A 24,783-nucleotide genomic window follows, 5' to 3' on the forward strand; every position below is an offset into this window, starting at 1 on the left:
ACTATGCCAGAGCACCCTTATGACGTCCGAACGGACGCCAAGACCCACCGGTCACTGTTTGAACGCCTGACCGCACTGATCTCTCCCGAGCCCGAAAACCGCGCCGAGCTGCTCGAAGTCCTGCACGACGCCCATGAACGCAACCTGATCGACGCCGATGCGCTGTCCATGATCGAAGGGGTGTTCCAGGTCTCGGACCTGTCCGCGCGCGACATCATGGTCCCGCGCTCGCAGATGGACGTCATCGACATCAGCAAGCCTATCGAGGAATGGATGCCGCAGGTGCTGGAAACAGCCCACTCGCGCTTCCCTGCCATCGAAGGCGAACGCGACAAGGTCATCGGCATCCTGCTGGCCAAGGACTTGCTGCGCTATTACGCCGAAGAAACTTTCGACGTACGCGACATGCTGCGTCCGGCCATCTTCATTCCCGAATCGAAACGCCTGAATGTGCTGCTGCGCGATTTTCGCGCCAATCACAATCACATGGCCATCGTGGTCGACGAATACAGCGGCGTTGCCGGCCTGATCACGATCGAAGACGTGCTCGAACAGATCGTCGGCGACATCGAAGACGAATACGATTTCGATGAAGAAGAAGATAACATTCTGTCGATCAAGGAAGGCCAGCTCGGCCCGCGCTGGCGCATCAAGGCGCTGACCGAGATCAGCCAGTTCAACGAAGAACTCGGCACCAGCCTGCCGGAAGACGACGTCGATACCATCGGCGGCCTCGTTGCCAGCCATCTGGGCCGCATGCCGCACAAGGGCGACGTATTCGATATCGCCAACCTGCGCTTCGAGGTGCTGCGCGCCGACGCGCGCCAGGTTCACGTCTTGCTGGTGGAAAAACTGCCGCTGCCCGAAGACGAACACGATTGATGTTGCGCCGCTCGACCGTTCCGCTCGATCCGGCGCTGCGCGCCCCTCGCACCACCTTGCTGCCCATGCTGTTCGCCGCCCTCGCCGGCGCGACCAGCGTGCTGGCGTTCGCGCCCATCGGCTGGTGGCCGCTGCAAATCCTCGCCCTCGCCTTTCTGTTCTACCAGCTCGGCATGGATACCAATGTGCGCCGCAGCACCTTGATCGGCTGGGCCTTCGGTTTCGGCTGGTCGGTTGCCGGCATGCACTGGCTATACATCACCATGAATCGCTTCGGCAACATTCCGGGGCCGATGGCGGTGGCGGCCGTGTGCCTGCTTGGCCTGTACATGGGCTTGTTCGGGGCCTTGGCCAGCGGGGTATCGACCTGGCTGCGCAAGCGCTGGTCCTTGCCGGTCGCCGGTTTCCTGCTGCTGGTGCTGCCGGTCGCCTGGGGCTTGTCGGACTGGATGCGCGGCTGGGTCATGACCGGTTTCCCCTGGGTCTCCACCGGTTACGCCCATAACGCCAGCCCGCTGGGCGGCTACGCCCCGATTGTCGGCGTGTACGGCATCGGGATGATCGCGGCCGTGTGCGCCAGTTGTCTCGTCATGCTGACCCAGCGCGCGCGCTGGCCCGGCATGGGCTTGCTCGCCGCTATCCTCGCGGCCGGCTACGGCCTGACATTCGTCGCCTGGACCGCCCCTCAGGGCATGCCCATCAAGGTGCGCCTGATGCAGGGCAACGTCGAACAAAAAAAGAAATTTGATCCGGATCATGTCATGCGCGCGGTGGAGATGTACCGCGGCATGATTACCGCCCAGCCGGCCGACCTGATCGCCCTGCCGGAAACGGCCGTCGCCACCCTGCCGCAGTACCTGCCGCCCGATTACTTACCCTCGATCAAGAAATTCGCCGCCGACAGCGGCAGCCATGTACTGTTCGGCATCCCCTTGTCGGACGGCCCCGGCAGTTATGCGAATAGCGCGGTCGGTGTCAGCCCGTCCGGCCAGTCGTACCGCTACGACAAGCACCATCTGGTACCGTTCGGCGAATTCGTGCCGGCCGGCTTCCGCTGGTTCGTCGACATGATGCGCATTCCGCTGGGCGACATGAGCCGTGGCAAGGAAGTCCAGGGCGCTTTTGCCGTCAAGGACCAGTTGGTGTTGCCGAATGTTTGCTACGAAGACGTCTTTGGCGAAGAAATCGCCCTGCAACTGCGCACCATGCCGCATCCGGCCACGATGCTGCTCAATATGTCGAACCTGGCCTGGTTCGGCGAATCGGTGGCGATTCCCCAGCATGTGCAGATGTCACAGATGCGGTCGCTGGAAACCGGGCGCCCGATGCTGCGCGCAACCAACACCGGCGCGACCGTCGTGATCGATGGCCGTGGCAAGATTGTCAATACTGTGCCGATGTACACGCACGGCACCCTGGCCGCCCAGGTACAAGGGATGGGCGGCATGACGCCCTTCATCCGCATGGGCAATTATCTGTTCCTGGCACTGGCGGCGCTGGCATTGGCTTTTGCCTGGTTCTCGGGCCGCAAGTACGCAAAAACGCAGCAAACATGACATTGTCCTCACTTGCCCCCCAGCGTCCCGCTAAAACCCGCTAAAATTGGTCGTTTTAGCAAACTCATTCGTTCGCGCCGTCAGCCGCGCGACAGCCACCAAGATGCTCACATTTCAACAAATTATCCTGACCTTGCAAACCTACTGGGACAAGCAGGGCTGCGCCTTGCTCCAGCCATACGATATGGAAGTCGGCGCGGGCACCTTTCACACGGGTACCTTCCTGCGCGCAATCGGACCGGAACCCTGGCGTGCCGCCTACGTGCAACCCTCGCGCCGCCCGAAAGATGGCCGCTATGGCGAAAACCCGAACCGCATGCAGCACTACTATCAGTATCAGGTGGTCCTGAAACCGGCGCCGGAGAATATCCTCGACCTGTACCTCGGTTCGCTCAAGGCGCTCGGCCTCGACCTGCAAAAGAACGATGTGCGCTTCGTCGAGGATGACTGGGAAAGCCCGACACTGGGCGCCTGGGGCCTGGGCTGGGAAGTGTGGCTGAACGGCATGGAAGTGACCCAATTTACGTATTTCCAGCAAGTCGGCGGCCTCGATTGCAAGCCGGTGCTGGGCGAAATTACCTACGGCATCGAACGCCTGGCCATGTACTTGCAGGGCGTCGAGAATGTGTACGACCTGGTCTGGACCGAGTGGGAAGAAAACGGAACCAAGAAGTCGCTCAGCTACGGCGACGTGTTCCATCAGAACGAAGTCGAGCAATCGACCTATAACTTCGAGCATGCCAACACCGACCTGCTGTTCACCCAGTTCGCCAACCACGAATCGGAAGCGAAGCGCCTGATCGAACTCGAACTGACCCTGCCGGCCTACGAGCAGATCATGAAGGCTTCGCACAGCTTCAACATGCTCGACGCGCGTGGCGCCATTTCGGTCACCGAACGCGCCGCCTACATCGGGCGCGTGCGCACGCTGTCGCGCCTGGTCGCACAAGCCTATTACGACTCGCGCGAAAAGCTGGGATTCCCGATGGCTCCCAAAGCGCCGCTCGCCGCCTGAAAGATAAAATTAGAATGATGAACAACACCTTACTCGTCGAACTGCTGACCGAAGAACTGCCTCCGAAAGCGCTGGCCAAACTGGGCGCCGCTTTCGCCGCCGGCATTACCAACGGCCTCAAATCGCGCGACTTCCTCGCCGACGACAGCGTGGCCACCGCCTACGCATCGCCGCGCCGCCTGGCCGTCTCGATCACCGGCGTGCGCGCCATGTCGCCCGATAAATCGGTGCGCGAAAAAGTCTTGCCGGTCAGCGTCGCACTCGACGCCGACGGCAAGGGCACCGCGCCGCTGGCCAAGAAGCTCGCCGCCCTGGGCGTGCCGGACCTCGATATCGCTACGCTCGAACGCGCCGTGGATGGCAAGGCCGAAAGCCTGTTCTACACCCGCAAGGTGGCTGGCAGCGCGCTGCAAACCGGCCTGCAAGCCGCGCTGGAAGAATCCGCCGCCAAGCTGCCGATCCCCAAATTAATGAGCTACCAGCGTCCGGACGGCACCACCGTGCAGTTCGTGCGTCCGGCCCACAAGCTGGTCGCCCTGCATGGCGGCGAGACCGTGCCACTGACCCTGCTCGGCCTCGCCGCCGGCAACCAGACCCTCGGCCACCGCTTCCTGACCGATGGCGCGCCCCTGACGATCGCGCATGCCGACCAGTACGCGGCCACGCTCGAAGCCGACGGCAAGGTGATCGCCAACATCGAGGCGCGCAAGGAAAAAATCCGCAGCGCGCTGCTGCAAAAGGCCGGCGCCGACCAGGTCCTGATGCCCGAGTCGCTGCTCGACGAAGTCTCGGCGCTGGTCGAGTGGCCTGTCGTGTACGAATGCCGCTTCGAGGAAGAATTCCTGGCCGTGCCGCAGGAATGCCTGATCCTCACCATGCAGACCAACCAGAAGTATTTTGCCCTGACCGATGCCGACGGCAAGCTGCGTTCGCGCTTCCTGATCGTGTCCAACATCGAAACCGACGATGCCCAGCACATCATCGGCGGTAACGAGCGCGTGGTGCGCCCGCGCCTGTCCGACGCCAAGTTCTTCTTCGAGCAAGATAAAAAGAAGACCCTGGAATCGCGCCTGCCGCTGCTGGCCAATGTGGTCTACCACAACAAGCTGGGCACCCAGGCCGCGCGCTCGCAGCGCGTGGTGGCCATCGCCACCGACATCGCCCACACCATGGGCTACAACGAACAGCTGGCCGCGCGCGGCGCGCAACTGTCCAAGGCCGACCTGCTGACCGACATGGTGGGCGAGTTCCCTGAGCTGCAAGGCATCATGGGCACCTACTACGCGCGTCACGACGGCGAGCCGGAAGAAGTGGCGCTGACCGCGACCGAACACTATCAGCCGCGCTTCGCCGGCGACACCCTGCCGTCGACCGACACCGGCACCGCCGTGGCGCTGGCCGACAAGCTCGAAACGCTGGTCGGCATCTGGGGTATCGGCCTGCAGCCAACGGGCGAAAAAGACCCGTTCGCGCTGCGCCGCCACGCGCTCGGCGTACTGCGCATGCTGGTCGAAAAGCGCATGGACGTATCGATCATCGAGCTGCTCGGTTTCGCCAACGCGCGCTTCAACGGCATCGCCGGCTTCACCGACCCGGTGCTCGACGTGCGCGCCTTCATGTTCGACCGCCTGCGCGGCGTGCTGCGCGAGCGCGGTTTTAGCGCCAACGAAGTCGAAGCCGTGCTCACCTCGCACGTGGACCGCCTGCACGACATCGTCGAGCGCCTGGAAGCGGTGCAAGCTTTTGCCGCCCTGCCGGAAAGCGTTACCCTGGCCGAGGCGAACAAGCGCATCACCAACATCCTCAAGAAAAATGGCGCCGTCACGGGCGCACCAATCGCAGCGCTGCTCAAGGAAGACGCCGAACGCACCCTGTTCGCGGCCATTACGCGCGTGCGTCCGGAAATCGATGCGGCCTTTGCGGCGCGCGATTTCGCCGGCACCTTGAAAACACTGGCCCAGCTGCGCGACGACGTCGCCAGGTTTTTTGATGACGTGATGGTGATGGACGAGGATCTGGCGCTGCGCAACAACCGCCTGGCGCTGCTGTCGGTCCTGCACGGCATGATGAACCGCGTTGCCGACATTTCCAAGCTGGCGGCATAGGAGAACAGCGACATGAAGATGATCATCCTCGACCGGGACGGCGTCATCAACCACGATTCGCCGGCCTTTATCAAGTCGCCGGCGGAGTGGGTTCCGATTCCCGGCTCGCTCGAAGCGATCGCCCGCCTGAACCAGGCGGGTTATCGGGTGGTCATCGCCTCGAACCAGTCGGGCATTGCGCGCGAACTGTTCGACATGACGATCCTCAATGCGATTCACCAGAAGATGCACGCCAATGCGCAGCAGGTCGGCGCCGACATCGACGCCATCTTCTTTTGTCCGCACGCGGCCATCGACAATTGCGATTGCCGCAAGCCGAAAGCCGGCATGTTCGACGAAATCGCCAAGCGCTTCAAAATCAGCCTGAAAGGCGTGCCGACCGTGGGCGATTCGCTGCGCGACCTGCAGGCCGGTTTCATCAGCGGCTGCACGCCCTACCTGGTCCTGACCGGCAAGGGCGAAAAGACGCGCGAAACCGGCGGCCTGCCGCCCGGCACCCAGGTCTTCCCCGACCTGGCGACGATGGTCGGCGCGCTGCTCAAGGTCAACGCCGCGGCCGCGCACATCCCCATCTGATTGTCGTTCCGACTCCCCCACCGACTCACGCATTCCCGGAGACTTCTTTGCGTCATACCATTCTGTTCCTGCGTTCCCTGCTGTTTACCGTGGTCATGGCCGTCGCCACCATTGTGTGGGCCTGCGTATGCTTCCTGGCCGCGCCGCTGCCGTATAACAAACGCTTCTGGGTCACCTCGCGCTGGAACGTCTTCGTGATCTGGTGCGCCAAGGTCATTTGCGGCATCCACTACGAATTCAAGGGTTACGAGAACCTGCCCGACGAACCGGCCATCGTGCTGTCCAAACACCAGTCGGCGTGGGAGACGATTTTCCTGCTGCCGAACCTGACCCGTCCCCTGGTATTCGTCTTCAAGAAGGAGATTTTGTATATCCCCTTCTTCGGCTGGGCCATGGCGCTCTTGCGCATGATCCCGATCGACCGCAAGCAGGGCAAGAACGCCTTCAAGCACATGGTGGCGCATGGCAAACGGCGCCTGGCCGACGGCCAATGGATTATCATGTTCCCTGAAGGGACGCGGATCCCGGTCGGACAAAAAGGCAAATACAAAAGCGGCGGGACGCGCCTGGCGATTGAAACCAATGCGGTGGTGGTGCCGATCGCGCATAATTCAGGTGAATGCTGGCCCAAGAACTCTTTTCTGAAACGCCCCGGTGTGATCACGGTCTCGATCGGCAAACCGATTTCGCCGGACGGGCACACCCCTGACAGCTTGATGCAAGAGGTAGAAAATTGGATAGAATCCGAAATGCGCGTCATTTCGCCCCACGTCTACAGCGCTGGCTGAGCGGGGTCGGCGCCCTGATCCAGGCGGCGGTGCCGCAGCAGACCGAGTCCTCTCCCAAGATCAACGGCGACCAGCTGGAACTGTTCGCCCAGGATTTTTTTGCGGCGCTGGAACCGGCGGCAAAGCAATCCATCGCGCCGCAGCCGCTGTTCAAGGCGCCGCCGGCGCCGCCCAAAGTCGTTTTCCCCACGCCGGTGCGCGCACCGGACGCGCCGCCGCTGCGGCGCATCCAGCTCGGCCCCCACAGCCTCGAATTTGAATTGCGCCGCTCCAGCCGGCGTTCGATCGGCTTCATGATCGACGACCATGGCCTGCGCGTCACCGCGCCCAAACGCATCACCCTGGCCGACATCGACAACGCCATCCGCGCCAAGCAGCGCTGGATCCTCACCAAGCTGCGCGAACGCGGCGAGCGGCGCGCCCTGCGCCAGGAACGCGCGCCGGTGGTGTGGGTCGACGGTGCCCAGCTGCCCTACCTGGGCGCGAACATCACCTTGCGCCTGGAAGACGCGCCGCGCAGCCGCTGCGAGTTCGATGCGCAGGCGCGCGTGCTGACGGTGGGCGTGGTGGCCGGGCTGGCCGAATGGCAGTTGCAGGAACGGGTAAAGATCTGGTTCCAGGCCGAGGCCAAGCGCCTGTTCGCCGAACGGCTCGACCTGTATGGGGAAAAACTGGGCGTGCGCCACGCCTCGCTGGCGCTGTCGTCGGCCGGCACGCGCTGGGGTTCGTGCACGGTCGATGGCCACATCCGCCTGAACTGGCGCCTGATCCACTACGCGCTGCCGCTGCTCGACTACGTGGTGGCGCACGAGCTGGCGCACCTGATCGAAATGAACCACAGCGCGCGCTTCTGGGCCAGGGTGGAGTCGGTGTATCCCGATTATGACGGCGCCAGGATGGCGCTCAAGCAGCGTTCGCAGGAAATGCCGGTGGTATTCACCGCCTGAAGCGCGGCGCGCTCTCAGAGCCGCGTGGCGGCCCGCAGCGACTCGCCGAAGCGCACCATGCTCTCGCCCTGCGCGGCGCTCAGGCAGCGGAACGGCACCGGCAGGGTGCCGCGCTTGAGGACCATCATGAAGCCGCGCGAATAGCGCCGGATCGAACATACATCGCCCCACGGCACCAGGGTCACGCCGCTGCCGCTGGCGCGCACGATGCCATGCGTGTCGATCGTGAATTCGTAGGTATGGCGGGAACGCCCCTGGGTGACGAAATGCAGCGCCGCCGACGAGGTACTCTTGGTTTGCATCCAATACGTAGCAAGAGTACCGATGCGACGGCGGCGGATGATATATCCGGCATGCTGCCACATGAAGCTGACGTATTCCGGCAGCGCATAACGTACCGAAAACTGCACCGTCTCCGGCGCGGCGGCGGGCACCAGCCCCGGCCCGAGAACCGGCAGCGGCATCAGCGGAGCGTCAATGGTGATGCCGTTGGCTGAATCGAGCCGTTGACGTTGAACCAGCACGGCGACGGGCTTGCGGCTGCCCGCCGGCTTTGGATGAATGAACCACATGCATTTCCCCAGTTTTATTTATTGTGGTCACATGGTACCAAAGCCTAATAAATCAATCGTCGCAATAAACCAACTGTGCGCGCCGTCGCGCCGCGGTGGCGTTGCGCGTACGCCGCAGCCCGCTCGCCCATGGCGGCGCGCGCGGCGGGGTCGCCCAGCAGGCGCGACGCCTCGCTGAGCAGCGCGGCGGCGTCCGCCACGCGGATGGCGCCGCCGTCGGCGATGGCGTCCTCGGTGGCCAGCGCGAAATTGAAGGTGTGCGGGCCGACCAGCACCGGTTTGCCAAGGGCGCACGGCTCGATCAGGTTTTGCCCGCCCAGCGGCAGCAGGCTGCCGCCCACGAAGGCCACGTCGCAGGCGGCGTAGTAGGCGAACATCTCGCCCATCGAGTCGCCCAGCAGCACTTGCGCGTCCGCGCCCTCGTTATCAATGGCCGAACGGCGCCGCAGCGAAAAGCCGCGCTCGGCGACCAGCGCCGCCACGTCGTCGAAACGCTGCGGGTGGCGCGGCACGATCATCAGGAGCGGGGCCGGGCCGGCCCACGTCATGCGCTGATAGGCGTCGAGGATCAGCGCTTCCTCGCCATCGCGCGTGCTGGCGCACAGCAGCACCTTGTGTGCGCCGATTTTCGCGCGCAGCCAGGCCCCCGTCTCCAGGGCCGCATCGGGCACCACCACGTCGAACTTGATGCTGCCGGTGACTTCCACGTTCGGCGCGCCGAAAGAACGCAGGCGCGCGGCGTCAGCCTCGGTCTGGGCGGCCACCAGGGCGATGCCGCGGCCGGCATCGGTCATCAGCTTGCCGAAGCGCTGGCCGCGCTTGAGCGAGCGTTCCGACAGGCGCGCGTTGACCAGCGCGACCGGAATGCGCTCGCCGCAGGCGGCGATCAGGTTGGGCCAGACTTCGGTCTCCATCAGGATGCAGATGCGCGGGGTGAACTGGCGGATGAAACGATTCACCATGCCCACCGTGTCGTACGGCAGATAGGCCTGGATCAGGCGCTCGCCATGTTTGGCAAACAGCGCGCGTCCGGTGGCGCGCCCGGTGGGGGTCATGTGGGTCAGTACGATGCGGCTGTCTGGATAAGCCTCGATCAGCGCGTCGATCAGCGGTTCGGCGGCGCGCGTTTCGCCGACCGACACCGCATGCACCCAGATCGTGTGCCAGCCGGCCACGCGGGTGCGGTAGAAGCCGAGCCGCTCGCGCCAGTGCTGGCGGTAGCCCGGCTCCTTGAAGCCGCGCCACCACAGGCGTCCCAGCACCAGCGGCAAGGCCAGGTACCACATGACGCTGTAGAACGCGCGCATCAGGCCATGCCTCGCAGCTGCTTGACGGCGGCCAGTACCTCGGCCACCGCCGGCGGCGCGCCCTTGTCGCCCAGGTTGATGATGTGCGGCGACCAGTTGCCTTCGGTCTTCCACTTGGGCGAGTCGCAGTAAATCTCGATCACCGGGCGCATGAAGGCGGCGGCGATGTGGGTCAGGCCCGTGTCGACGCCGATCGCCAGCGCCGCGTTGCGCGCCAGGCCGACCGCTTCATCCATCGACAGCCTGGGCAGCACGGTGGCGTTCGGCAGGCTGGCCGCCAAGGTGTCGGCCTCGGCCTTCTCAAGCGGCGAACCCCAGGCCAGCAATACCGGCATGGGCGCGAGCGCGCGGCCGGTGGCGATCCAGTTCTCCGGCGCCCATTTCTTGGCATTGCGCGCGGTCCCGTGGAAGAACACCGCGTAGTCGCCGGCCGGCATCCATGCCGGCCGGTTGGCCTGGTCTGGTCCCGGCAGGCCGAAGTCGGGGACGGTGTCGACCGCGTAGCCGAGCGCCGCGCCGGCCACCAGGCGCCCGCGCGCCACTGCGTGCGTACGCGGATCGGTGGCGATGCTCTGGGTGTGGAAGATGCGCGAGATGCCTTCGTAGCCGGAGCCTTCGCTGCCGTTGGCTAGGCCGACCTTGCGCCCGCCTTTTTTTACGCGCGCGGCGCCCATGATGATGCCGGTCTTGAGCAAGCCCTGGGTATCGAACACGTAGTCGTACTGTTCTTCGCGCACGGCCTTGAAGAAACCGCGAATTTCCATGCGCGTTTCCTTCTTGCCGAGGCTTTTGCGCCAGCGCCGCAAGGCAAACGGGATGATGCGGCGCACGTGGGGGTTCAGGCGCACCAGGCTGACATAGCCCTCCTCCACCACCCAGTCGATGTTGGCGTCGGGATGGTGGCGCAGGATATCGGCCACCATCGGCAGGTTGTGCAGCACGTCGCCCAGGGACGACACGCGCACCAGCAGGATGTTCAGGCGCGCCAAGCGGGGCTCGCTCAGAACGGCAGTTCGGCGTCGGGCCGCACGGCCACGATCACGCGCCGGAATTCGCCCTGGATGCGGCGCAGCGCTTCCGGCGTTTCCGCTTCGAAGCGCATCACCACCACCGGCGTGGTGTTGGACGAACGCGCCAGGCCGAAGCCGTCCGGATATTCGACGCGCAAGCCGTCGATGTCGATGATGCGCTCGGAGCCGGGGAAGCTCGCTTCGTTGCGCAGGCGCTCGATCAGGGCCACGTTCTCGCCCTCGGCCAGGTGCAGGTGCAGTTCCGGCGTGCTGTCGGACTGCGGCAGCGCGTTCATCATGGCCGACGGATCGGCTTCGCGCGTGAGCAGTTCGAGCAGGCGCGCGCCGGAGTACAGGCCGTCGTCGAAACCGTACCAGCGGTCCTTGAAGAAGATATGGCCGCTCATTTCGCCGCCCAGCGGAGCGCCGGTTTCGCGCAGCTTGGCCTTGACCAGCGAGTGGCCGGTCTTCCACATCAGGGGACGGCCGCCATGCTTGGAAATCCACGGCGCCAGGTGGCGCGTGCATTTGACGTCGTACAAAATCTCGGCGCCCGGATTGCGCGCCAGGACATCGGCCGCGAACAGCATCATCTGGCGGTCCGGGTAGATGATCTGGCCATCCTTGGTGACCACGCCAAGGCGGTCGCCGTCGCCATCGAAAGCGATGCCGATTTCGGCGTCGGTCTCGCGCAGGCATTTGATCAGGTCCTGCAGGTTTTCCGGGTGGGCCGGATCGGGATGGTGGTTCGGGAAGGTGCCGTCCACTTCGCAGAACAGTTCGATCACTTCGCAGCCCATGCCGCGATACAGGTCGCCGGCAAAGGCGCCGGCCACGCCGTTGCCGCAGTCGACCGCGATTTTCATCGGGCGCGCCAGCTTGACGTCGCCGATGATGCGCTCGAGATAAGCGGCGCGGATATCGTGGGTGCTGTAGGCGCCCGGGTTCGGCGCGGCGCTGCCGTCATGGGCGGCGATGCTGTGGTACAGCGCCTGAATGGTCTCGCCGTGAATCGCTTCGCCGGCCAGCACCATCTTGAAACCGTTGTAGTTGGGCGGATTGTGGCTGCCCGTGACCATGATGCCCGAGGCCGCGCCCAGCACATTGGTGCCGAAGTAGACCATCGGGGTTGCCACCACGCCCAGGTCGATCACATCGACGCCGGCGGCTTGCAAGCCTTCTGCCAGCGCTGCCGTCAGTTCCGGGCCGGACAAGCGGCCATCACGGCCGATCACGACGGTGCGTTCACCCTTGGCCAGCGCGGCCATGCCGAAGGCCTGGCCGATCTGGCGCGCAATGCCGGCATCGAGCGTGCTGCCGATAACCCCGCGAATGTCGTAGGCTTTGAAGATCGTCTTGGAAAGTGGAAGCATGGGATAGAAACCTTAGGAGAATCGCGGCGCGGAAGGATGCCGGCGTGCGCCATGCAGGAACAGGCGGATGCAAACAGTGCGTCGGGATGAATGTGGGGGAAAGCGGTTAAAGGAACGTGGTTGATATTGTAGCGGCAAGCGGGGCTGTTGGGAATTGCCGGCCCGCAGATCTTGCCGCTACATGGAAAACGACTAGACGCGCAGCTTGTCGATGTCTTTGCCGCCTTCGACCCATTCCTTGACCCATTTCGGCTGGCGGCCACGGCCGGTCCATTGTTGGGCTGCATTGTCCGGATGACGATAACGCACGGCCACGCTGCCGGTCTTGGCGCGGATGCCGGTACCAATCAGGTCCTTTAGTGGCACACCAACGCTCTGTGCAATTGCCAGGATCTGTTCGCGCGCCTTGGCGACTTCCTGGTGCTCGCGCTTCTTCATTTCTTGCTTGATTTGATCCTGCAGGTTGCGCAGGTCACCAACGGACATATTTGACAGATCCATCATCGTTCCTTCAAAGTGGGTTGAAACAGATTAAGTGAAATCTCACCAATTGTCGCAATATACTACATCCGTGTATTAATGCTAGTCCTTCTTGCGAAGAATGAGCCAGCGGGGTGACTTAAATCGAACAATACGCGCATACAGCCACACATAACTGACGACGAACAATAAACAGAAAAAAATCAATACGCCCGTGTTTTTCCAGAATACCGTGGCCGGGATTACCGCCATCAGCGAAAACATCCACAGGTAGGGCGATGTTAGCGAATTGCGCCGCATCAGGGCGCGCGCTTCTTTACGCCCCACCGCCCATTGCACGATGCGCCGGAAAATCAGGCTGTGCAGGTGAATTCCATCGGGCATTGCGGGGGATTTGCCGCGCAAGAACATGCGGCGATAGGCCGAGAAAATCGTTTCGAACGCGGGATATATCAGCAGCAAAGCCGCATACCAGGTCGACACGTCGGGGTTGCGCATTACCAGCAGCAGCGCCAGCTCACCCAGCATGAAGCCGATAAAATACGCGCCGCCGTCGCCCAGGAATATCAGGCCGACCGGGTAATTCCAGATCAGGAAGCCGGCCGTGGCGCCCGCCACCATCAGCGCCGCCACCAGCACGAACACATCGCCCACCTGCCACGCCACATAACCGAGCGAGATCAGCATACAAATGGTTACCACGCTGGCCAGGCCATTAAAGCCGTCGATGATATTAATCGCATTGGCGATCCCGGCCACCGCCAGCACGGTCAGCGGCACCGCCACCCAGATATACATGATGCGCCACGAGCTGAAGGGAAAGTCAATACGGTCGAGTTTGGCGTCGAGCAAGAAATAACCGAGCAAGGCGGCCGCCATCGTCAATACCAGGCGGCGCAGCGCGCTCACATTGCCGGTATAGTCTTCCACGATGCCGCCGACAAATGCCACGCCGGCGCACATCATCAGTGACATCAGCCAGCCCGCCATGGCCGGCACCCGCCAGATCGAAATGAGCGCGCTGATAACGACCGCCATGAAAATCGGCAGCCCGCCAATGCGCGCCACGGTATGCGCGTGGACTTTTTGCACGCCGAAGAAATCGGCATCGAGCGCGGGACCATGCAGCCTGGCCTGCTTGATCACAAGCAGGGTCAGCAGTGCGGAAGCGACGAAACTCACGAGAAATGAAAACATTATTATTTATATATGCAAAAACGCGGGCAGGCTCGTGCCCTACCCGGCGGACCAACGCATGCGGTGAGTGTTGCCGTCGCCATGATCTGGTGTGAGAGTAATCCGTGATTGTACCGGATTACCTGCCCCTTAATTACGCCAGGATGGGGGCCCGCGGCCGACGATACTCAGGTTTCATGCAAAAAGGGCGCCATCGGCGCCTGTTGCGGCCCTTTTGCTCACTCCTGACCGGAGCCGCCGGGTGCGGGCGCCTCCGCCAGGCAAGCGGCCAGGGCGGCGCGCCAGTCCGGCAAGGGGCCGCACAAGGCCATCAATTTGCCCGAATCCAAGAGGGAATTGGCGGGCCGGGGCGCGCTGGCGCCGTACTCGGCGGCGCTGATCGGGATCACCTGGCAAGCCGTTCCGGTCGCGCTGAAAATCGCTTCGGCGAAGCCGGCCCAACTGGTCTGGCCCTGGCTGCTCAGGTGGTACAGGCCGCCGTGCCGCTCCCACCACGGCGCGCCGCCCGCCAGCGCCAGGCCCAGCAGGCGGGCACTGGCATCGGCCACCGTGCCGCTCCAGGTGGGGGCGCCATGCTGGTCGGCGACGATGCGCAACTGCGTCCGTTCGCGCGCCAGGCGCAGCATGGTCAGCAAAAAATTATTGCCGTGCATGCCATACAGCCAGCTGGTGCGCACAATCAGGTGGGCAATACCCGCAGCGGCAATCGCCTGCTCGCCGGCAAGCTTGCTCTGGCCATAGACATTCAAGGGCGCCGGGGTATCGGTCTCGGCGTAGGCGCGCGCGCTCGTACCGTCGAACACGTAATCGGTGGAATAATGCAGCAGCGCGGCCCCCAGCACCCGGGCTTCCTGCGCCATCAGGGCGGGCGCGTCGGCATTGATCCGCATCGCCAGCGCGCCCTCGTCCTGGGCCCGGTCCACGGCCGTGTAGGCGGCCGCGTTGACGATCAGGCCGGGCCGCACGGCACGCAGCACGGCGCGCAGCTGGTCGAGGTCGGCCAGGTCGCATTGCGCGTGCCCGGGCGCGACCAGCTCGCCCAGCGGACGCAGGCGGCGCGCCAGCTCATGCCCGACCTGCCCGCTGGCACCGGTGAGTAAAATCCTCACGGAAACACGTCGGACTGCGCCAGCGGCGTCCCCTTGCTATCCTTGCTGGAGAGCATGGGCAGCCCGCGCAGGGGCCAGTCGATGCCGATATCGGGATCGTTCCACAAAATCACCCGTTCCAGCTCGGGCGCCCAGTAATCGGTGGTTTTGTACTGGACTTCAGCGCTCTCGCTGGTAACCATGAAACCATGTGCGAAGCCGGGCGGAATCCACAGCTGACGCTGGTTTTCGGCCGATAAATCGACCCCGATCCAGCGCCCGAAAAAGGCCGATGATTTGCGCAGATCAACCACCACGTCATACACGGCGCCGGCGCTGACGCGCACCAGTTTGCCTTGCGGCTGGCTGATCTGATAATGCAGGCCGCGCAAGACATTTTTGGCCGATTTGGAATGGTTATCCTGGACAAAATGGGCGGCGACACCGGTCAGCTGCTCGAACTTGCGTTCGTTGAAACTCTCGAAGAAAAAACCCCGGTCGTCGCCGAACACGCGCGGTTCCAGGATCAGCACTTCGGGCATGGCGGTTGGCGTGGCTTTCATCAGAAAATCCTATCGTTTAAGACTTGCAGCAAATACTGCCCGTAAGCATTATCTTTTATCGGCTGGGCCAGCGCTTCCAGGTCGGCGGCGCTGATAAAACCCTTGCGGTAAGCGATTTCTTCGGGGACCGCGACTTTCAAACCCTGGCGCTTCTCGATGGTGGAGATGAATTGCGACGCTTCCAATAGCGATTCATGGGTGCCGGTATCGAGCCAGGCCAGCCCGCGCCCCATCACTTCCACCCGCAATTGCCCGGTGGCCAGATAGGCGCGGTTAACATCGGTAATCTCCAGTTCGCCGCGTGCCGAGGGCCGGATCGAGGCGGCGATGTCGCACACCTGCTTGTCGTAAAAATACAGGCCGGTCACGGCGTAATGCGATTTCGGCAAGCGCGGCTTTTCTTCGATCGACAGCGCATTCCGGTCCCGGTCGAATTCCACCACCCCGTAGCGTTCCGGATCGTGCACGTGATACGCGAATACCGTGGCGCCATCGGCGCGCGCATTGGCCATATTCAATTTATGATCGAGTCCATGACCGTAATAAATATTGTCGCCTAAAATCAGCGCCGAAGGCTGCGCGCCGACAAAATCCCTTCCGATAATGAAGGCTTGCGCCAGGCCATCGGGCGACGGCTGCACCGCGTAGCGCAGGTTAATGCCCCAGGCGCTGCCATCGCCGAGCAGCTCGCAGAAACGCGGCGTATCCTGCGGGGTCGAAATGATCAGGATATCGCGCATCCCGGCCAGCATCAGGGTCGTGAGCGGATAATAAATCATCGGCTTGTCGTACACCGGCAGCAACTGCTTCGAGACACTGGTGGTGACCGGATACAGGCGCGATCCGGAGCCGCCCGCCAGGATAATGCCCTTGCGCGCCAAGGCCGCCGTCATGGCGCCGCTCCCGCATGCGGATGCCCGTTCCGGTAAGCGCCCGAGGCGATATCGGCCGCCCAGGCGCGCTGTTCCAGGTACCAGCGCACCGTATTGGCGATACCGCTGGCGAAACTCGCGGCCGGGGCCCAGCCCAATTCGCGCTGCAGCTTGCCGGCATCGACCGCATAGCGCCGGTCGTGGCCCGGCCGGTCCGCCACATGCACGATCTGGCTGCGGTAACTGGCCGCGCTGGCCGCGCGCGGGGCCGCCGTGTCGAGCAGATCGCACAGGGCGTGAATGACATCGATATTCTTCATTTCATTGTGGCCGCCGACGTTATACACCTCGCCCGGCCGCCCGGCGTCCAGAATGCGGCGCAGCGCCGCGCAGTGGTCACCCACGTACAGCCAGTCGCGCACCTGCTGCCCGTCGCCGTACACGGGCAGGGGTTTTCCCGCCAGCGCATTGGCGATCATCAGGGGGATCAGCTTTTCCGGGAACTGGCAGGGACCATAGTTGTTCGAGCAATTGCTGGTCAGGGTCGGCAAGCCGTAGGTGTGATGGCAGGCCCGCACCAGATGGTCCGCCGCCGCCTTGGAGGCCGCATACGGGCTGTTTGGCGCATACGCGGTGCGCTCGGTAAACGCCGGATCGCCGGGACCTAAGGTGCCATACACTTCATCGGTCGACACGTGCAGGAAGCGAAACGCGCTTTGCCGCGCGCCGGCCAAACCCTGCCAATACGCGCGCGCCGCCTCGAGCAGCGCGAAGGTGCCGTTGATATTAGTGGCGATGAAGTCGTCCGGAGCGTCGATCGAGCGGTCCACATGGCTCTCGGCGGCGAAATGGAGCAACGCGCGCGGGCGATGCTGCTCCAGCAGCCGCGCCACCAGCGCGCGGTTGCCGATATCGCCCTGCACGAACAGGTGGCGCGGGTCGTCCTTGAGCCGCGCGAGATTATTCAGATTGCCTGCATACGTCAGTTTATCCAGATTCAATACCGGCTCGTCGCCGAGCGCGAGCCAGTCGAGGATGAAATTGGATCCGATAAAACCGGCACCACCGGTTACAAAAATCATTTAGTATCCGCGGAGGTCGGGAATTTGAAACCACGATTTTATGTGAAACGCGCCAGTACTGGAATTGAATTGTTAAAAACTTATGTAATTGGCGACCTGCAAGGGTGCGCCCACGAAGCCGCCGTCCTGCTCAAGCGGATCGACGCCGATGCCGCGGGACAGGCGCGCGTGCTGTTCGTGGGTGACCTGATCAACCGCGGCCCGGCCTCGCTCGACGCCCTGCGCCACGTGGCGGCGCTCGCGCGCGCCAGCGGCGGCGCCAGCGACGCCCTGCTCGGCAACCACGACCTGCACCTGCTGGCCGTCGCCGTGGGCGCGCAAAAGATGTCGAAGTCCGATACGCTCGACACAATCCTCGCCGCGCCCGACCGCGATGACCTGATCGACTGGCTGCGCCATCGCCCGCTGGCCATGATGGCCGAAGGCCACCTGCTGGTGCATGCCGGCGTGGCGCCCCAGTGGGACGCGGCGCAGACCATGGCCTTGGCGGGGGAAGTCGAGGCGGTGCTGCGCGGGCCGGGCTGGATCGATTTTTTGCGCAATATGTACGGCAACGAGCCGGCGCGCTGGGACGATGCGCTTACCGGCATGGCGCGCCTGCGCTGCATCGTCAACGCACTCACGCGCATGCGCCTGTGCGCGCCGGACGGCACCATGGATTTCAAGGAAAAGGAAAGCGCGGGCGCGCCGCCCGGATCGAATTTGCTGCCCTGGTTCGACCTGCCCGGCCGCAGGAGCGCGGGCACCACCGTTGTGTTCGGCCACTGGTCGGCCCTCGGCCTGCTGCTGCGCCCCGACGTCATCGGCCTCGATAGCGGCTGCGTGTGGGGCGGCAAACTGACGGCCCTGTGCCTGAACGACCGCAGCCTGCTGCAAGTCGACTGCCCCGAGTACAAGGAACCCGGCAAACCGAAGCCCTAGCGGCCGACGATTTCCTGGGACAGCGCTGCGCCCACTGCGGCATGTGCGGCGGCGCACACGTCGCGCCGGTGCGCGCCGGCGGCATTGATGGGCGCAGAGCACACCAAGCGAGCGAATACCGGCGGGCCGGACAAAATTGCCACCATGCTCTGGGCGAAGGTCATATCGCCGATAAATTCGATTGATGGGTGCAGCAGCCGTTGTGTATCGTCCATGTAGCACACCGCATACGGCTGCACCATCACCTTCGCGTCCACCGCCGCCTCGAACAGGTTGGCATGGAAAGGCATCAGGCTTCCCTGCTGCGCCGTGGTCCCTTCCGGGAAGAAAGCGACGCGTTCCCCCTGCTCCAGCTTGAGCACCAAGCCCTTGAAAATCTGGCGCAGGTCGCGCCGGTTGCCGCGCGCGAGGAACACCGTGCCGGCCTTGTCGGCCAGCCAGCCTAGCACCGGCCACTCGCGGATTTCGGACTTGGCCACGAAGCGGCACGGGTACAGCGCATTGATCACGAAGATATCGAGCCAAGAAACGTGATTGGCCACCACCATCGCGTGCGCCAGCGCCGGCACGCCGGTCGACGGCATCACCGTCACGCCACAGATGCCCACCAGACGCCGTGACCAGCTCTGGGTCACGCGGTCGCGCAGCCGATGGCTGGCCCACGGGAACACGAATGCGCACGCGGACAGGCCGGTCAACAGATGGAAAAACACGCGGCACAGCCGGAAATAGAGCTTGATCTTCACATGACACCAAAGGAACGGGAATGCCGGGCGCGCCGATGGCGCCCGGTTTGCCTGCGGCGTCGCGCGCCGCCGGTCATCTTAACGCTGAAACGCGATGCGTCCGCCCACGATGGTCGCCTTCACCTGCCCGGCCAGTTCGTAGCCGAGGAAAGGCGTGTGCTTGCCCTGGCTGGCCAGCGCTGACGCCTCGACCGTCCAGCGCGCGGCCGGATCGAACACCACCACGTCGGCGCAAGCGCCCGGCGACAGCTGGCCCACCGCCAGGCCGGCGATGCGCGCCGCGTCGCTCGTGATCTTGGCGATCGCGCGCGCCAGCGGTGTGCTCGATCCCGCGGCGCCATGCTGCACGCTGGCGTAATCGTCGGCCCACTTGATGGCCAGCGACAGCAGCAGTTCCAGCCCGGTGGCGCCGGGAGAGGCTTCGCCGAACGGCAGCAACTTCTCGTCGTCGTCGACCGGGGTGTGGTCCGAGCAGATCGCGTCGATGGTGCCGTCGTACAGGGCGGCGCGGATCGCATCGCGGTCGCGCTGGCTGCGGAACGGCGGCGTGACCCTCGCGTTGGAATCGAAAAAGCCGATGTCGGCGTCGGTCATGTGCACGTGGTGCACGGCGACGTCGCAGGTGACCGGCAAGCCTTCCTTCTTGGCCGCCCGCACCAGGTCAAGGCCGGCGGAGGACGACATGCGGCACAGGTGCACGCGCGCGCCGGTGGCGCGCACCAGCTCGAACACGGTATGCAGCGCGATCGTCTCGGACATGACCGGCACCCCGGCCAGGCCAAGGCGCGAGGCCAGCGGCCCGCTGTGGGCGATGCCGCCGCGCCCGATGTGCGCATCCTGCGGACGCACCCACACGGTAAAGCCGAAGGTTTTGGCGTACTGCAGGGCGCGCAGCAGCACCGTGGTGTCTTCGATGACTTCCTCGGCCTGCGAAAAGCCGATGCAGCCCGCTTCCGTCAGCTCCACCATTTCGGTCAGGGCCTTGCCCTTCAGGCCCATGGTCAGCGCGCCCAATGGGTGCACGTGCGCCTGCTGCAGCTTGCCGGCGCGGTACTTGAGCATTTCGACCAGGCCCGGTTCGTCCAGCACCGGATCGGTATCGGGCGGACAAATCAGGCTGGTCACGCCGCCCTGCATCGCCGCCTGCATCTCGGACTTGAGGGTGGCCTTGTATTCGTAACCCGGCTCGCGCAGGCGCGCCGACAGGTCGACCAGGCCGGGAGCGACCACCAGGCCGGTGGCGTCGATGCTGTTGCCGGCCTTGAATCCAGCCGGCGCCGTGCCGGTCGATGCCACTTTGCCGTCGACGATGAACAGGTCGGTGACCGTGTCGATGCCGTTGGCCGGGTCGATCAGGCGCCCGTTCTTGATATGAAGATGGTTGTTCACGTTCACCCTTGCGCTCCTGCCAGAATACTCATTACCGCCATCCTTACCGCGATCCCGAACGTCACCTGCGGCAAAATCACCGCCTGCGCGCCATCGGCCACCGCCGAATCGATTTCCACGCCCCGGTTCATCGGACCCGGATGCATGACGATCGCATCGGGCCTGGCCAGCGCCAGGCGCTCCGGTGTCAGGCCATAGCTCTTGAAATACTCCTGCGCCGACGGCAGCAGCGCACCGCTCATGCGCTCGTTCTGCAGGCGCAGCATGATGATCACGTCGACGTCCTTCAAGCCTTCGTCCATGTTGGTGAACACGCGCACGCCCATCTGTTCCAGCCCGCCCGGCAGCAAGGTGTGCGGGCCGATGGCGCGCACTTCCGGCACACCCAGGGTGGTCAAGGCATGGATGTCGGAACGCGCCACCCGGCTGTGCAGGATGTCGCCCACGATGGCCACGCGCAGATTGGTGAAGTCCTTCTTGTAGTGGCGGATCGTGTACATGTCGAGCAGGCCCTGGGTCGGGTGCGCGTGGCGGCCATCGCCCGCGTTGACCACGTGGACGTGCGACTGCTTCGTATCGATCAGGTGCTTGGCGATCAGGTAGGGCGCGCCCGACTGCGCGTGGCGCACCACGAACATATCGGCATGCATGGCCGACAGGTTGTCGATGGTGTCGAGCAGCGATTCGCCCTTGCTGGCCGAGGAAGCCTGGATATTCAAGTTGATCACGTCGGCCGAGAGGCGCTTGGACGCGATCTCGAAGGTGGTGCGGGTGCGCGTGGAGTTCTCGAAGAACAGGTTGAACACGCTCTTGCCGCGCATGAGCGGCACCTTCTTCACTTCACGGTCGGAGATGCCGACAAAGCTCGACGCCGTGTCGAGGATATGATTGACGATCGATTTGGGCAGCCCTTCGATGCTTAACAGGTGCTGCAGTTCGCCATTTTTATTCAGTTGCGGATTAAGCATGGTCTTCTTCTATGGTGAGCGAAAATTGCCCGTCGCCGGCACGCGCCAGCGCAAGCGACTGATTGGCTTCCAGCGCGACCGAGGTGGCGACGAAATCGGCCGCCACCGGCAGCTCGCGCCCGCCGCGGTCGGCCAATGCCGCCAGCATGATGCGCGCCGGACGGCCATAGTCGAACAGCACGTTGATCGCCGCGCGCGTGGTGCGGCCCGTGTACAGCACGTCGTCCACCAGCACGATGGTGGCGCGGTCCACGTTGAACAGGATGTGCGTCGGTTTCACGTCCGGATGCAGGCCCTTTTTGGCAAAGTCGTCGCGGTAGAACGAGACGTCGATGAAGCCCAGGCGGTCCTTCAGGCCCAGGTCCGCCGCGAGGCGTTCGGCCAGCCAGGCGCCGCCCGAGTGGATGCCGATGATCGCCGCGTCCTGCACCCCGTGCAAGCCATCGCGCACCTGGCCGAGCAAGGTCTGGTACAGCGCCTCGGCGTCGAACTGCTTAGTTGTTGTTGGCATGGTCGTCAAAGTATTGTTGCAAAATGATGGAGGCGGCTTGGTCGTCGATGATCTGGCCGCGTTTGGCGTGGATCACGGCCGACGAATAGCGTTCGTCGACCAGGGTGACCGGCAGGTCGAAGCGCCCGTGCAGCTGGTTGGCGAAGCGGCGGCAGCGCAGGGTCATGTCGTGCTCCGTGCCGTCCGGGTGGCGCGGTTCGCCCACCACCAGGCGGGCCGGGGCCCAGGCGGCGATCAGGTCGCCGATCTGCTTGAATCGCGCCGCATTGTCGATGGCGTTGACCACCGCGAGCGGCTGCGCCTGACCGGTCAGGGTGTTCCCCATGGCGATCCCAATACGCTTGATGCCGAAATCGAAGCCGAGTACGAGTTCAATCACCGCTTCAGCCACGCGCGCGGTCCCCGTGGTGCTGGTCAAGCATGGCCGGCCTCGGATGCGAGCATCAGCGGGTCGATGCCAAGCAGTTTGATGGCGGCGTTGTAGCGCTCTTCGATCGGCAGGTCGAACAGCACGTGCGCGTCGGCGGCCACCGTCAGCCAGCCATTGCGGCCGATTTCATCTTCCAGCTGGCCGGGGCTCCAGCCGGCGTAGCCGATGGAGACCAGCAGGCGCTGGGGGCCGTCGCCATTGGCCACCGCTTCGAGCACGTCGATCGAGGTGGTGAAGGCCACGTCCTCGGTCACGGTGAGCGAGGACGAATAGCGCGCGCCGGGCGTGTGCAGCACGAAGCCGCGGTCGTCCTGCACCGGGCCGCCGAACATGATCGGTTCATTGACGACGGCCGTGCGCAGGCCGTCGGCCAGTTTCAGGTCGATGCGTTCGAACAGCACTTCCATGGTCATGTCGGTGGGCTTGTTGATGACGACACCAAGCACGCCTTTGTCGTTGTGCTCGCAGATGTAGACGACGGTGCCGCCGAAAATCGGGTCCTGCATCGATGGCATCGCTATCAGGAAATGATTTGCCAGGTTCAAGGTGGACCCCGATGCCAGGGCAGTGCCCTCGTCGGGACGAACCTCGTCGTCCTGCGACATGCCGGGCACGGGCAGAGTTTTGCCGATTTTGCTTTTCTTCATACGCGTCACTCTCTCTGCTCGCTCTCTGATGTTTACTGCTAGTATCCGGGCTTGCAAACGATGGAATTTTCGATAGTTTACACTGATTTGGGGCCGCCACCACCGGAAGCGCCCTCGTGCGCGCAGCTAACTGCGATGGTAGCCGACAAATTTTCTTCCTTACTTGACACCGAACACCACCATGCCTCTGAGTAAATCGCTCGTCTGGTTCCGCCGCGACTTGCGCGTCTTCGACCACGCCGCATTGCATCATGCGCTAACGTCGTCGAACAGCGTTTATTGCGCGTTCATTTACGATAACACAATCCTCGACAGTTTACCGCGCGCGGACCGCCGGGTCGAGTTCATTCATGCCAGCCTGGCCGAACTCGATGCCGAATTGCGTCAACTGGGCGGCTGCCTGATCGTGCGCCACGCCGATGCGGCGCAGGAAATTCCAACACTCGCGGCGGAACTGGGCGTGGACGCGGTCTTCGTCAACGGCGACTACGAGCCGCAAGCCATCGCGCGCGATGCCGCCGTGGCCAGCCGCCTGGAGGCCGACGGACGGCGCTTTTTCAGCTACAAGGACCAAGTTATTTTCGAGAAAAGCGAGGTACTCACCCTGGCGGGCCAGAACTTCTCGGTGTTCACGCCGTACAAGAACGCCTGGCTCAAACGCATGGCAGCCGAACCGGATTGCGTGGCGCCGTATTCGGTGGAGCCGCATGCGGCGCGCCTTGCTCCTCCTGGCGGCGACGAACGCCTGCCGACGTTGAGCGACATCGGTTTCGAGCCGACCAATCTGTCGGCCTTGTCGATCCCCACCGGCATGAGCGGCGCGGCGCAGTTGTTCGAAGACTTCATCGGGCGCATTGCGGACTACGGAGAGGCGCGCAACTACCCTGCCGTGAAGGGGCCATCGTACCTGTCGATCCACCTGCGCTTCGGTACCCTGTCGCTGCGCCATCTGGTGCGCACGGTGACGGAGCTGATCGCGCGCGGGGCCGGTGGCGAAGGCGCGCCGGTGTGGCTGTCGGAACTGATCTGGCGCGATTTCTACGCCATGATTCTGTTCAATCATCCGCACGTCGTCGAGCGCGCGTTCAAGCCGGCCTACGATGCGATCGTGTTCGAGACAGGGCCGGAAGCGGACGAGATGTTCGCGGCGTGGTGCGAGGGGCGTACCGGTTATCCGCTGGTCGATGCGGCGATGGCGCAGTTGAACCAGACCGGGTACATGCACAACCGCCTGCGCATGGTCACTGCCTGTTTTCTGATCAAGGATCTGGGCATCGACTGGCGCCGTGGGGAGGCGTATTTCGCGCTGCATCTGAACGACTACGATCTGTCGTCGAACAATGGCGGGTGGCAGTGGGCGTCGTCGTCGGGATGCGATGCGCAGCCTTACTTCAGGATTTTCAATCCGGTGACGCAGTCGGAAAAATTTGACGCCAAGGGGAAGTTCATCCGGCGTTATCTGCCGCGGCTCGATGGCTTGTCGGACAAGGAGATTCACGCGCCGTGGAGCGTGCCGCCGATGGTGCTGGCACAGAAGAAGGTCGTGCTGGGGAAGGATTATCCGGCGCCGATTGTCAGGCATGACGAAGCACGAGTGAAGACGCTGGAGCGGTATGGGGTGGTGAAGGCGGGCTGACGTCGTCCCTGGCATTGCAAGAACCAGCCGCTCGCTAGCTCGTCGTTCCCGGCCTTGGCGGCCCCCTTGGCGGGAACGACGGGGGGTGGGGGCGGGAACGACGGTGGTGGGGTCTGTGTCGT

General features: G+C 63.9%; 25 protein-coding genes. 9 read left to right on the forward strand and 16 right to left on the reverse strand.

The genetic code is table 11. The features are described from left to right. Positions 1-3 precede the first annotated feature (3 nt). The 7 genes from IV454_RS02975 to IV454_RS03005 all read left to right on the forward strand — a co-directional run bounded on the left by IV454_RS02975 (position 4) and on the right by IV454_RS03005 (position 7,869). Positions 4-882, forward strand: a complete 879-nt coding sequence (locus IV454_RS02975) for a CorC family transporter (protein ID WP_206090220.1) — start codon at positions 4-6, stop codon at positions 880-882. Continuing rightward, complete coding sequence (gene lnt / locus IV454_RS02980; protein WP_206092519.1) at positions 882-2,438, forward strand: apolipoprotein N-acyltransferase; 1,557 nt, start codon at positions 882-884, stop codon at positions 2,436-2,438. The genes IV454_RS02975 and lnt overlap by 1 nt, the downstream gene beginning before the upstream one ends. A 103-nt stretch (positions 2,439-2,541) precedes the next feature. Next, complete coding sequence (glyQ, locus tag IV454_RS02985; RefSeq protein ID WP_206090222.1) at positions 2,542-3,453, forward strand: glycine--tRNA ligase subunit alpha; 912 nt, start codon at positions 2,542-2,544, stop codon at positions 3,451-3,453. A gap of 17 nt (positions 3,454-3,470) precedes the next feature. After that, positions 3,471-5,558 (forward strand): glycine--tRNA ligase subunit beta, encoded by a 2,088-nt coding sequence (gene glyS / locus IV454_RS02990; RefSeq protein ID WP_206092520.1) that lies wholly within the window; start codon positions 3,471-3,473, stop codon positions 5,556-5,558. A 12-nt stretch (positions 5,559-5,570) separates the two neighbouring features. Further along, a complete protein-coding gene (gene gmhB, locus IV454_RS02995; RefSeq protein WP_206090224.1) occupies positions 5,571-6,134 on the forward strand; it encodes a D-glycero-beta-D-manno-heptose 1,7-bisphosphate 7-phosphatase in 564 nt (187 codons plus the stop codon). Between the two features lie 47 nt (positions 6,135-6,181). Beyond that, positions 6,182-6,922: a lysophospholipid acyltransferase family protein gene (locus IV454_RS03000; RefSeq protein ID WP_206090226.1), complete on the forward strand. Its 741-nt coding sequence runs from the start codon at positions 6,182-6,184 to the stop codon at positions 6,920-6,922. A 14-nt stretch (positions 6,923-6,936) separates the two neighbouring features. Next, on the forward strand, positions 6,937-7,869 hold the full coding sequence (locus IV454_RS03005) for a M48 family metallopeptidase (protein WP_206092521.1): 933 nt from the start codon (positions 6,937-6,939) through the stop codon (positions 7,867-7,869). Between the two features lie 14 nt (positions 7,870-7,883). Here IV454_RS03005 and IV454_RS03010 read toward each other — a convergent pair whose 3' ends face one another. The 10 genes from IV454_RS03010 to rfbB all read right to left on the reverse strand — a co-directional run bounded on the left by IV454_RS03010 (position 7,884) and on the right by rfbB (position 17,413). Continuing rightward, positions 7,884-8,441 (reverse strand): YcxB family protein, encoded by a 558-nt coding sequence (locus IV454_RS03010; RefSeq protein WP_229522029.1) that lies wholly within the window; start codon positions 8,439-8,441, stop codon positions 7,884-7,886. Between the two features lie 44 nt (positions 8,442-8,485). Next, positions 8,486-9,748 carry a lipid IV(A) 3-deoxy-D-manno-octulosonic acid transferase gene (gene waaA / locus IV454_RS03015; protein ID WP_206090228.1) on the reverse strand — a complete coding sequence of 421 codons (1,263 nt, stop codon included), beginning with the start codon at positions 9,746-9,748 and terminating at the stop codon, positions 8,486-8,488. Then, on the reverse strand, positions 9,748-10,728 hold the full coding sequence (waaC, locus tag IV454_RS03020) for a lipopolysaccharide heptosyltransferase I (RefSeq protein ID WP_206092522.1): 981 nt from the start codon (positions 10,726-10,728) through the stop codon (positions 9,748-9,750). The genes waaA and waaC overlap by 1 nt, the downstream gene beginning before the upstream one ends. A 20-nt stretch (positions 10,729-10,748) precedes the next feature. Continuing rightward, the gene (locus IV454_RS03025; RefSeq protein ID WP_206090230.1) at positions 10,749-12,131 is read right to left on the reverse strand and encodes a phosphomannomutase/phosphoglucomutase; all 1,383 of its coding nucleotides are present in this window, start codon (positions 12,129-12,131) and stop codon (positions 10,749-10,751) included. Between the two features lie 192 nt (positions 12,132-12,323). Next, on the reverse strand, positions 12,324-12,632 hold the full coding sequence (locus tag IV454_RS03030) for an H-NS histone family protein (protein WP_054268487.1): 309 nt from the start codon (positions 12,630-12,632) through the stop codon (positions 12,324-12,326). A gap of 81 nt (positions 12,633-12,713) precedes the next feature. After that, positions 12,714-13,808, reverse strand: coding sequence for a glycosyltransferase family 4 protein (locus IV454_RS03035; protein WP_206090232.1), 1,095 nt, complete (start codon positions 13,806-13,808; stop codon positions 12,714-12,716). Between the two features lie 218 nt (positions 13,809-14,026). Next, positions 14,027-14,917, reverse strand: coding sequence for a dTDP-4-dehydrorhamnose reductase (gene rfbD, locus IV454_RS03040; RefSeq protein ID WP_206090234.1), 891 nt, complete (start codon positions 14,915-14,917; stop codon positions 14,027-14,029). Next, entirely contained in the window at positions 14,914-15,459 is a 546-nt protein-coding gene (rfbC, locus tag IV454_RS03045; RefSeq protein WP_206090237.1) for a dTDP-4-dehydrorhamnose 3,5-epimerase, read from the reverse strand. Before rfbC ends, rfbD begins: the two co-directional genes overlap by 4 nt. Next, positions 15,459-16,352, reverse strand: a complete 894-nt coding sequence (gene rfbA / locus IV454_RS03050; protein ID WP_206090239.1) for a glucose-1-phosphate thymidylyltransferase RfbA — start codon at positions 16,350-16,352, stop codon at positions 15,459-15,461. The genes rfbC and rfbA overlap by 1 nt, the downstream gene beginning before the upstream one ends. After that, a complete protein-coding gene (gene rfbB, locus IV454_RS03055) occupies positions 16,349-17,413 on the reverse strand; it encodes a dTDP-glucose 4,6-dehydratase (RefSeq protein ID WP_206090241.1) in 1,065 nt (354 codons plus the stop codon). Before rfbB ends, rfbA begins: the two co-directional genes overlap by 4 nt. Positions 17,414-17,482: 69 nt before the next feature. Here rfbB and IV454_RS03060 point away from each other — a divergent pair, with 69 nt between their 5' ends. Continuing rightward, a complete protein-coding gene (locus tag IV454_RS03060; RefSeq protein ID WP_206090243.1) occupies positions 17,483-18,334 on the forward strand; it encodes a symmetrical bis(5'-nucleosyl)-tetraphosphatase in 852 nt (283 codons plus the stop codon). Here the strand turns inward: IV454_RS03060 and IV454_RS03065 are convergent. From IV454_RS03065 to IV454_RS03090, 6 genes are all read right to left on the reverse strand, one after another. Beyond that, positions 18,331-19,080, reverse strand: a complete 750-nt coding sequence (locus tag IV454_RS03065) for a lysophospholipid acyltransferase family protein (RefSeq protein WP_054268481.1) — start codon at positions 19,078-19,080, stop codon at positions 18,331-18,333. The two genes, IV454_RS03060 and IV454_RS03065, sit on opposite strands and share 4 nt — an antisense overlap. A gap of 78 nt (positions 19,081-19,158) precedes the next feature. Next, entirely contained in the window at positions 19,159-20,469 is a 1,311-nt protein-coding gene (locus IV454_RS03070) for a dihydroorotase (protein ID WP_206090245.1), read from the reverse strand. Positions 20,470-20,471: 2 nt separating this feature from the next. After that, positions 20,472-21,437 (reverse strand): aspartate carbamoyltransferase catalytic subunit, encoded by a 966-nt coding sequence (locus IV454_RS03075; protein ID WP_054268480.1) that lies wholly within the window; start codon positions 21,435-21,437, stop codon positions 20,472-20,474. Beyond that, complete coding sequence (gene pyrR, locus IV454_RS03080) at positions 21,430-21,948, reverse strand: bifunctional pyr operon transcriptional regulator/uracil phosphoribosyltransferase PyrR (protein WP_054268479.1); 519 nt, start codon at positions 21,946-21,948, stop codon at positions 21,430-21,432. Before pyrR ends, IV454_RS03075 begins: the two co-directional genes overlap by 8 nt. Further along, positions 21,932-22,273 (reverse strand): Holliday junction resolvase RuvX, encoded by a 342-nt coding sequence (gene ruvX, locus IV454_RS03085; RefSeq protein ID WP_229522286.1) that lies wholly within the window; start codon positions 22,271-22,273, stop codon positions 21,932-21,934. The genes pyrR and ruvX overlap by 17 nt, the downstream gene beginning before the upstream one ends. Before the next feature lie 89 nt (positions 22,274-22,362). After that, complete coding sequence (locus IV454_RS03090) at positions 22,363-23,025, reverse strand: YqgE/AlgH family protein (RefSeq protein WP_206090247.1); 663 nt, start codon at positions 23,023-23,025, stop codon at positions 22,363-22,365. 181 nt (positions 23,026-23,206) lie between these two features. Between IV454_RS03090 and IV454_RS03095 the strand changes: the two genes are divergently transcribed. Beyond that, positions 23,207-24,661 (forward strand): cryptochrome/photolyase family protein, encoded by a 1,455-nt coding sequence (locus tag IV454_RS03095; RefSeq protein ID WP_206090249.1) that lies wholly within the window; start codon positions 23,207-23,209, stop codon positions 24,659-24,661. Positions 24,662-24,783 lie beyond the last annotated feature (122 nt).

The sequence above is a fragment of the Massilia antarctica genome (genome assembly GCF_015689335.1).
Classification (GTDB): Bacteria; Pseudomonadota; Gammaproteobacteria; order Burkholderiales; family Burkholderiaceae_D; genus Telluria_A; species Telluria_A antarctica.

What these genes read in the sequence shown, in the direction of transcription:
- IV454_RS03025 (WP_206090230.1), bottom strand. Translation starts at nt 12,131, where the DNA reads ATGCTTCCACTTTCCAAGACGATCTTCAAAGCCTACGACATTCGCGGG.
- glyQ (WP_206090222.1), top strand. Translation starts at nt 2,542, where the DNA reads ATGCTCACATTTCAACAAATTATCCTGACCTTGCAAACCTACTGGGAC.
- lnt (WP_206092519.1), top strand. Translation starts at nt 882, where the DNA reads ATGTTGCGCCGCTCGACCGTTCCGCTCGATCCGGCGCTGCGCGCCCCT.
- rfbB (WP_206090241.1), bottom strand. Translation starts at nt 17,413, where the DNA reads ATGATTTTTGTAACCGGTGGTGCCGGTTTTATCGGATCCAATTTCATC.
- pyrR (WP_054268479.1), bottom strand. Translation starts at nt 21,948, where the DNA reads ATGCCAACAACAACTAAGCAGTTCGACGCCGAGGCGCTGTACCAGACC.
- IV454_RS03030 (WP_054268487.1), bottom strand. Translation starts at nt 12,632, where the DNA reads ATGGATCTGTCAAATATGTCCGTTGGTGACCTGCGCAACCTGCAGGAT.
- ruvX (WP_229522286.1), bottom strand. Translation starts at nt 22,273, where the DNA reads ATGGGGAACACCCTGACCGGTCAGGCGCAGCCGCTCGCGGTGGTCAAC.
- rfbA (WP_206090239.1), bottom strand. Translation starts at nt 16,352, where the DNA reads ATGACGGCGGCCTTGGCGCGCAAGGGCATTATCCTGGCGGGCGGCTCC.
- IV454_RS03075 (WP_054268480.1), bottom strand. Translation starts at nt 21,437, where the DNA reads ATGCTTAATCCGCAACTGAATAAAAATGGCGAACTGCAGCACCTGTTA.
- IV454_RS03090 (WP_206090247.1), bottom strand. Translation starts at nt 23,025, where the DNA reads ATGAAGAAAAGCAAAATCGGCAAAACTCTGCCCGTGCCCGGCATGTCG.
- gmhB (WP_206090224.1), top strand. Translation starts at nt 5,571, where the DNA reads ATGAAGATGATCATCCTCGACCGGGACGGCGTCATCAACCACGATTCG.
- IV454_RS03010 (WP_229522029.1), bottom strand. Translation starts at nt 8,441, where the DNA reads ATGTGGTTCATTCATCCAAAGCCGGCGGGCAGCCGCAAGCCCGTCGCC.
- waaA (WP_206090228.1), bottom strand. Translation starts at nt 9,748, where the DNA reads ATGCGCGCGTTCTACAGCGTCATGTGGTACCTGGCCTTGCCGCTGGTG.
- glyS (WP_206092520.1), top strand. Translation starts at nt 3,471, where the DNA reads ATGAACAACACCTTACTCGTCGAACTGCTGACCGAAGAACTGCCTCCG.
- IV454_RS02975 (WP_206090220.1), top strand. Translation starts at nt 4, where the DNA reads ATGCCAGAGCACCCTTATGACGTCCGAACGGACGCCAAGACCCACCGG.
- rfbC (WP_206090237.1), bottom strand. Translation starts at nt 15,459, where the DNA reads ATGAAAGCCACGCCAACCGCCATGCCCGAAGTGCTGATCCTGGAACCG.
- IV454_RS03095 (WP_206090249.1), top strand. Translation starts at nt 23,207, where the DNA reads ATGCCTCTGAGTAAATCGCTCGTCTGGTTCCGCCGCGACTTGCGCGTC.
- IV454_RS03035 (WP_206090232.1), bottom strand. Translation starts at nt 13,808, where the DNA reads ATGTTTTCATTTCTCGTGAGTTTCGTCGCTTCCGCACTGCTGACCCTG.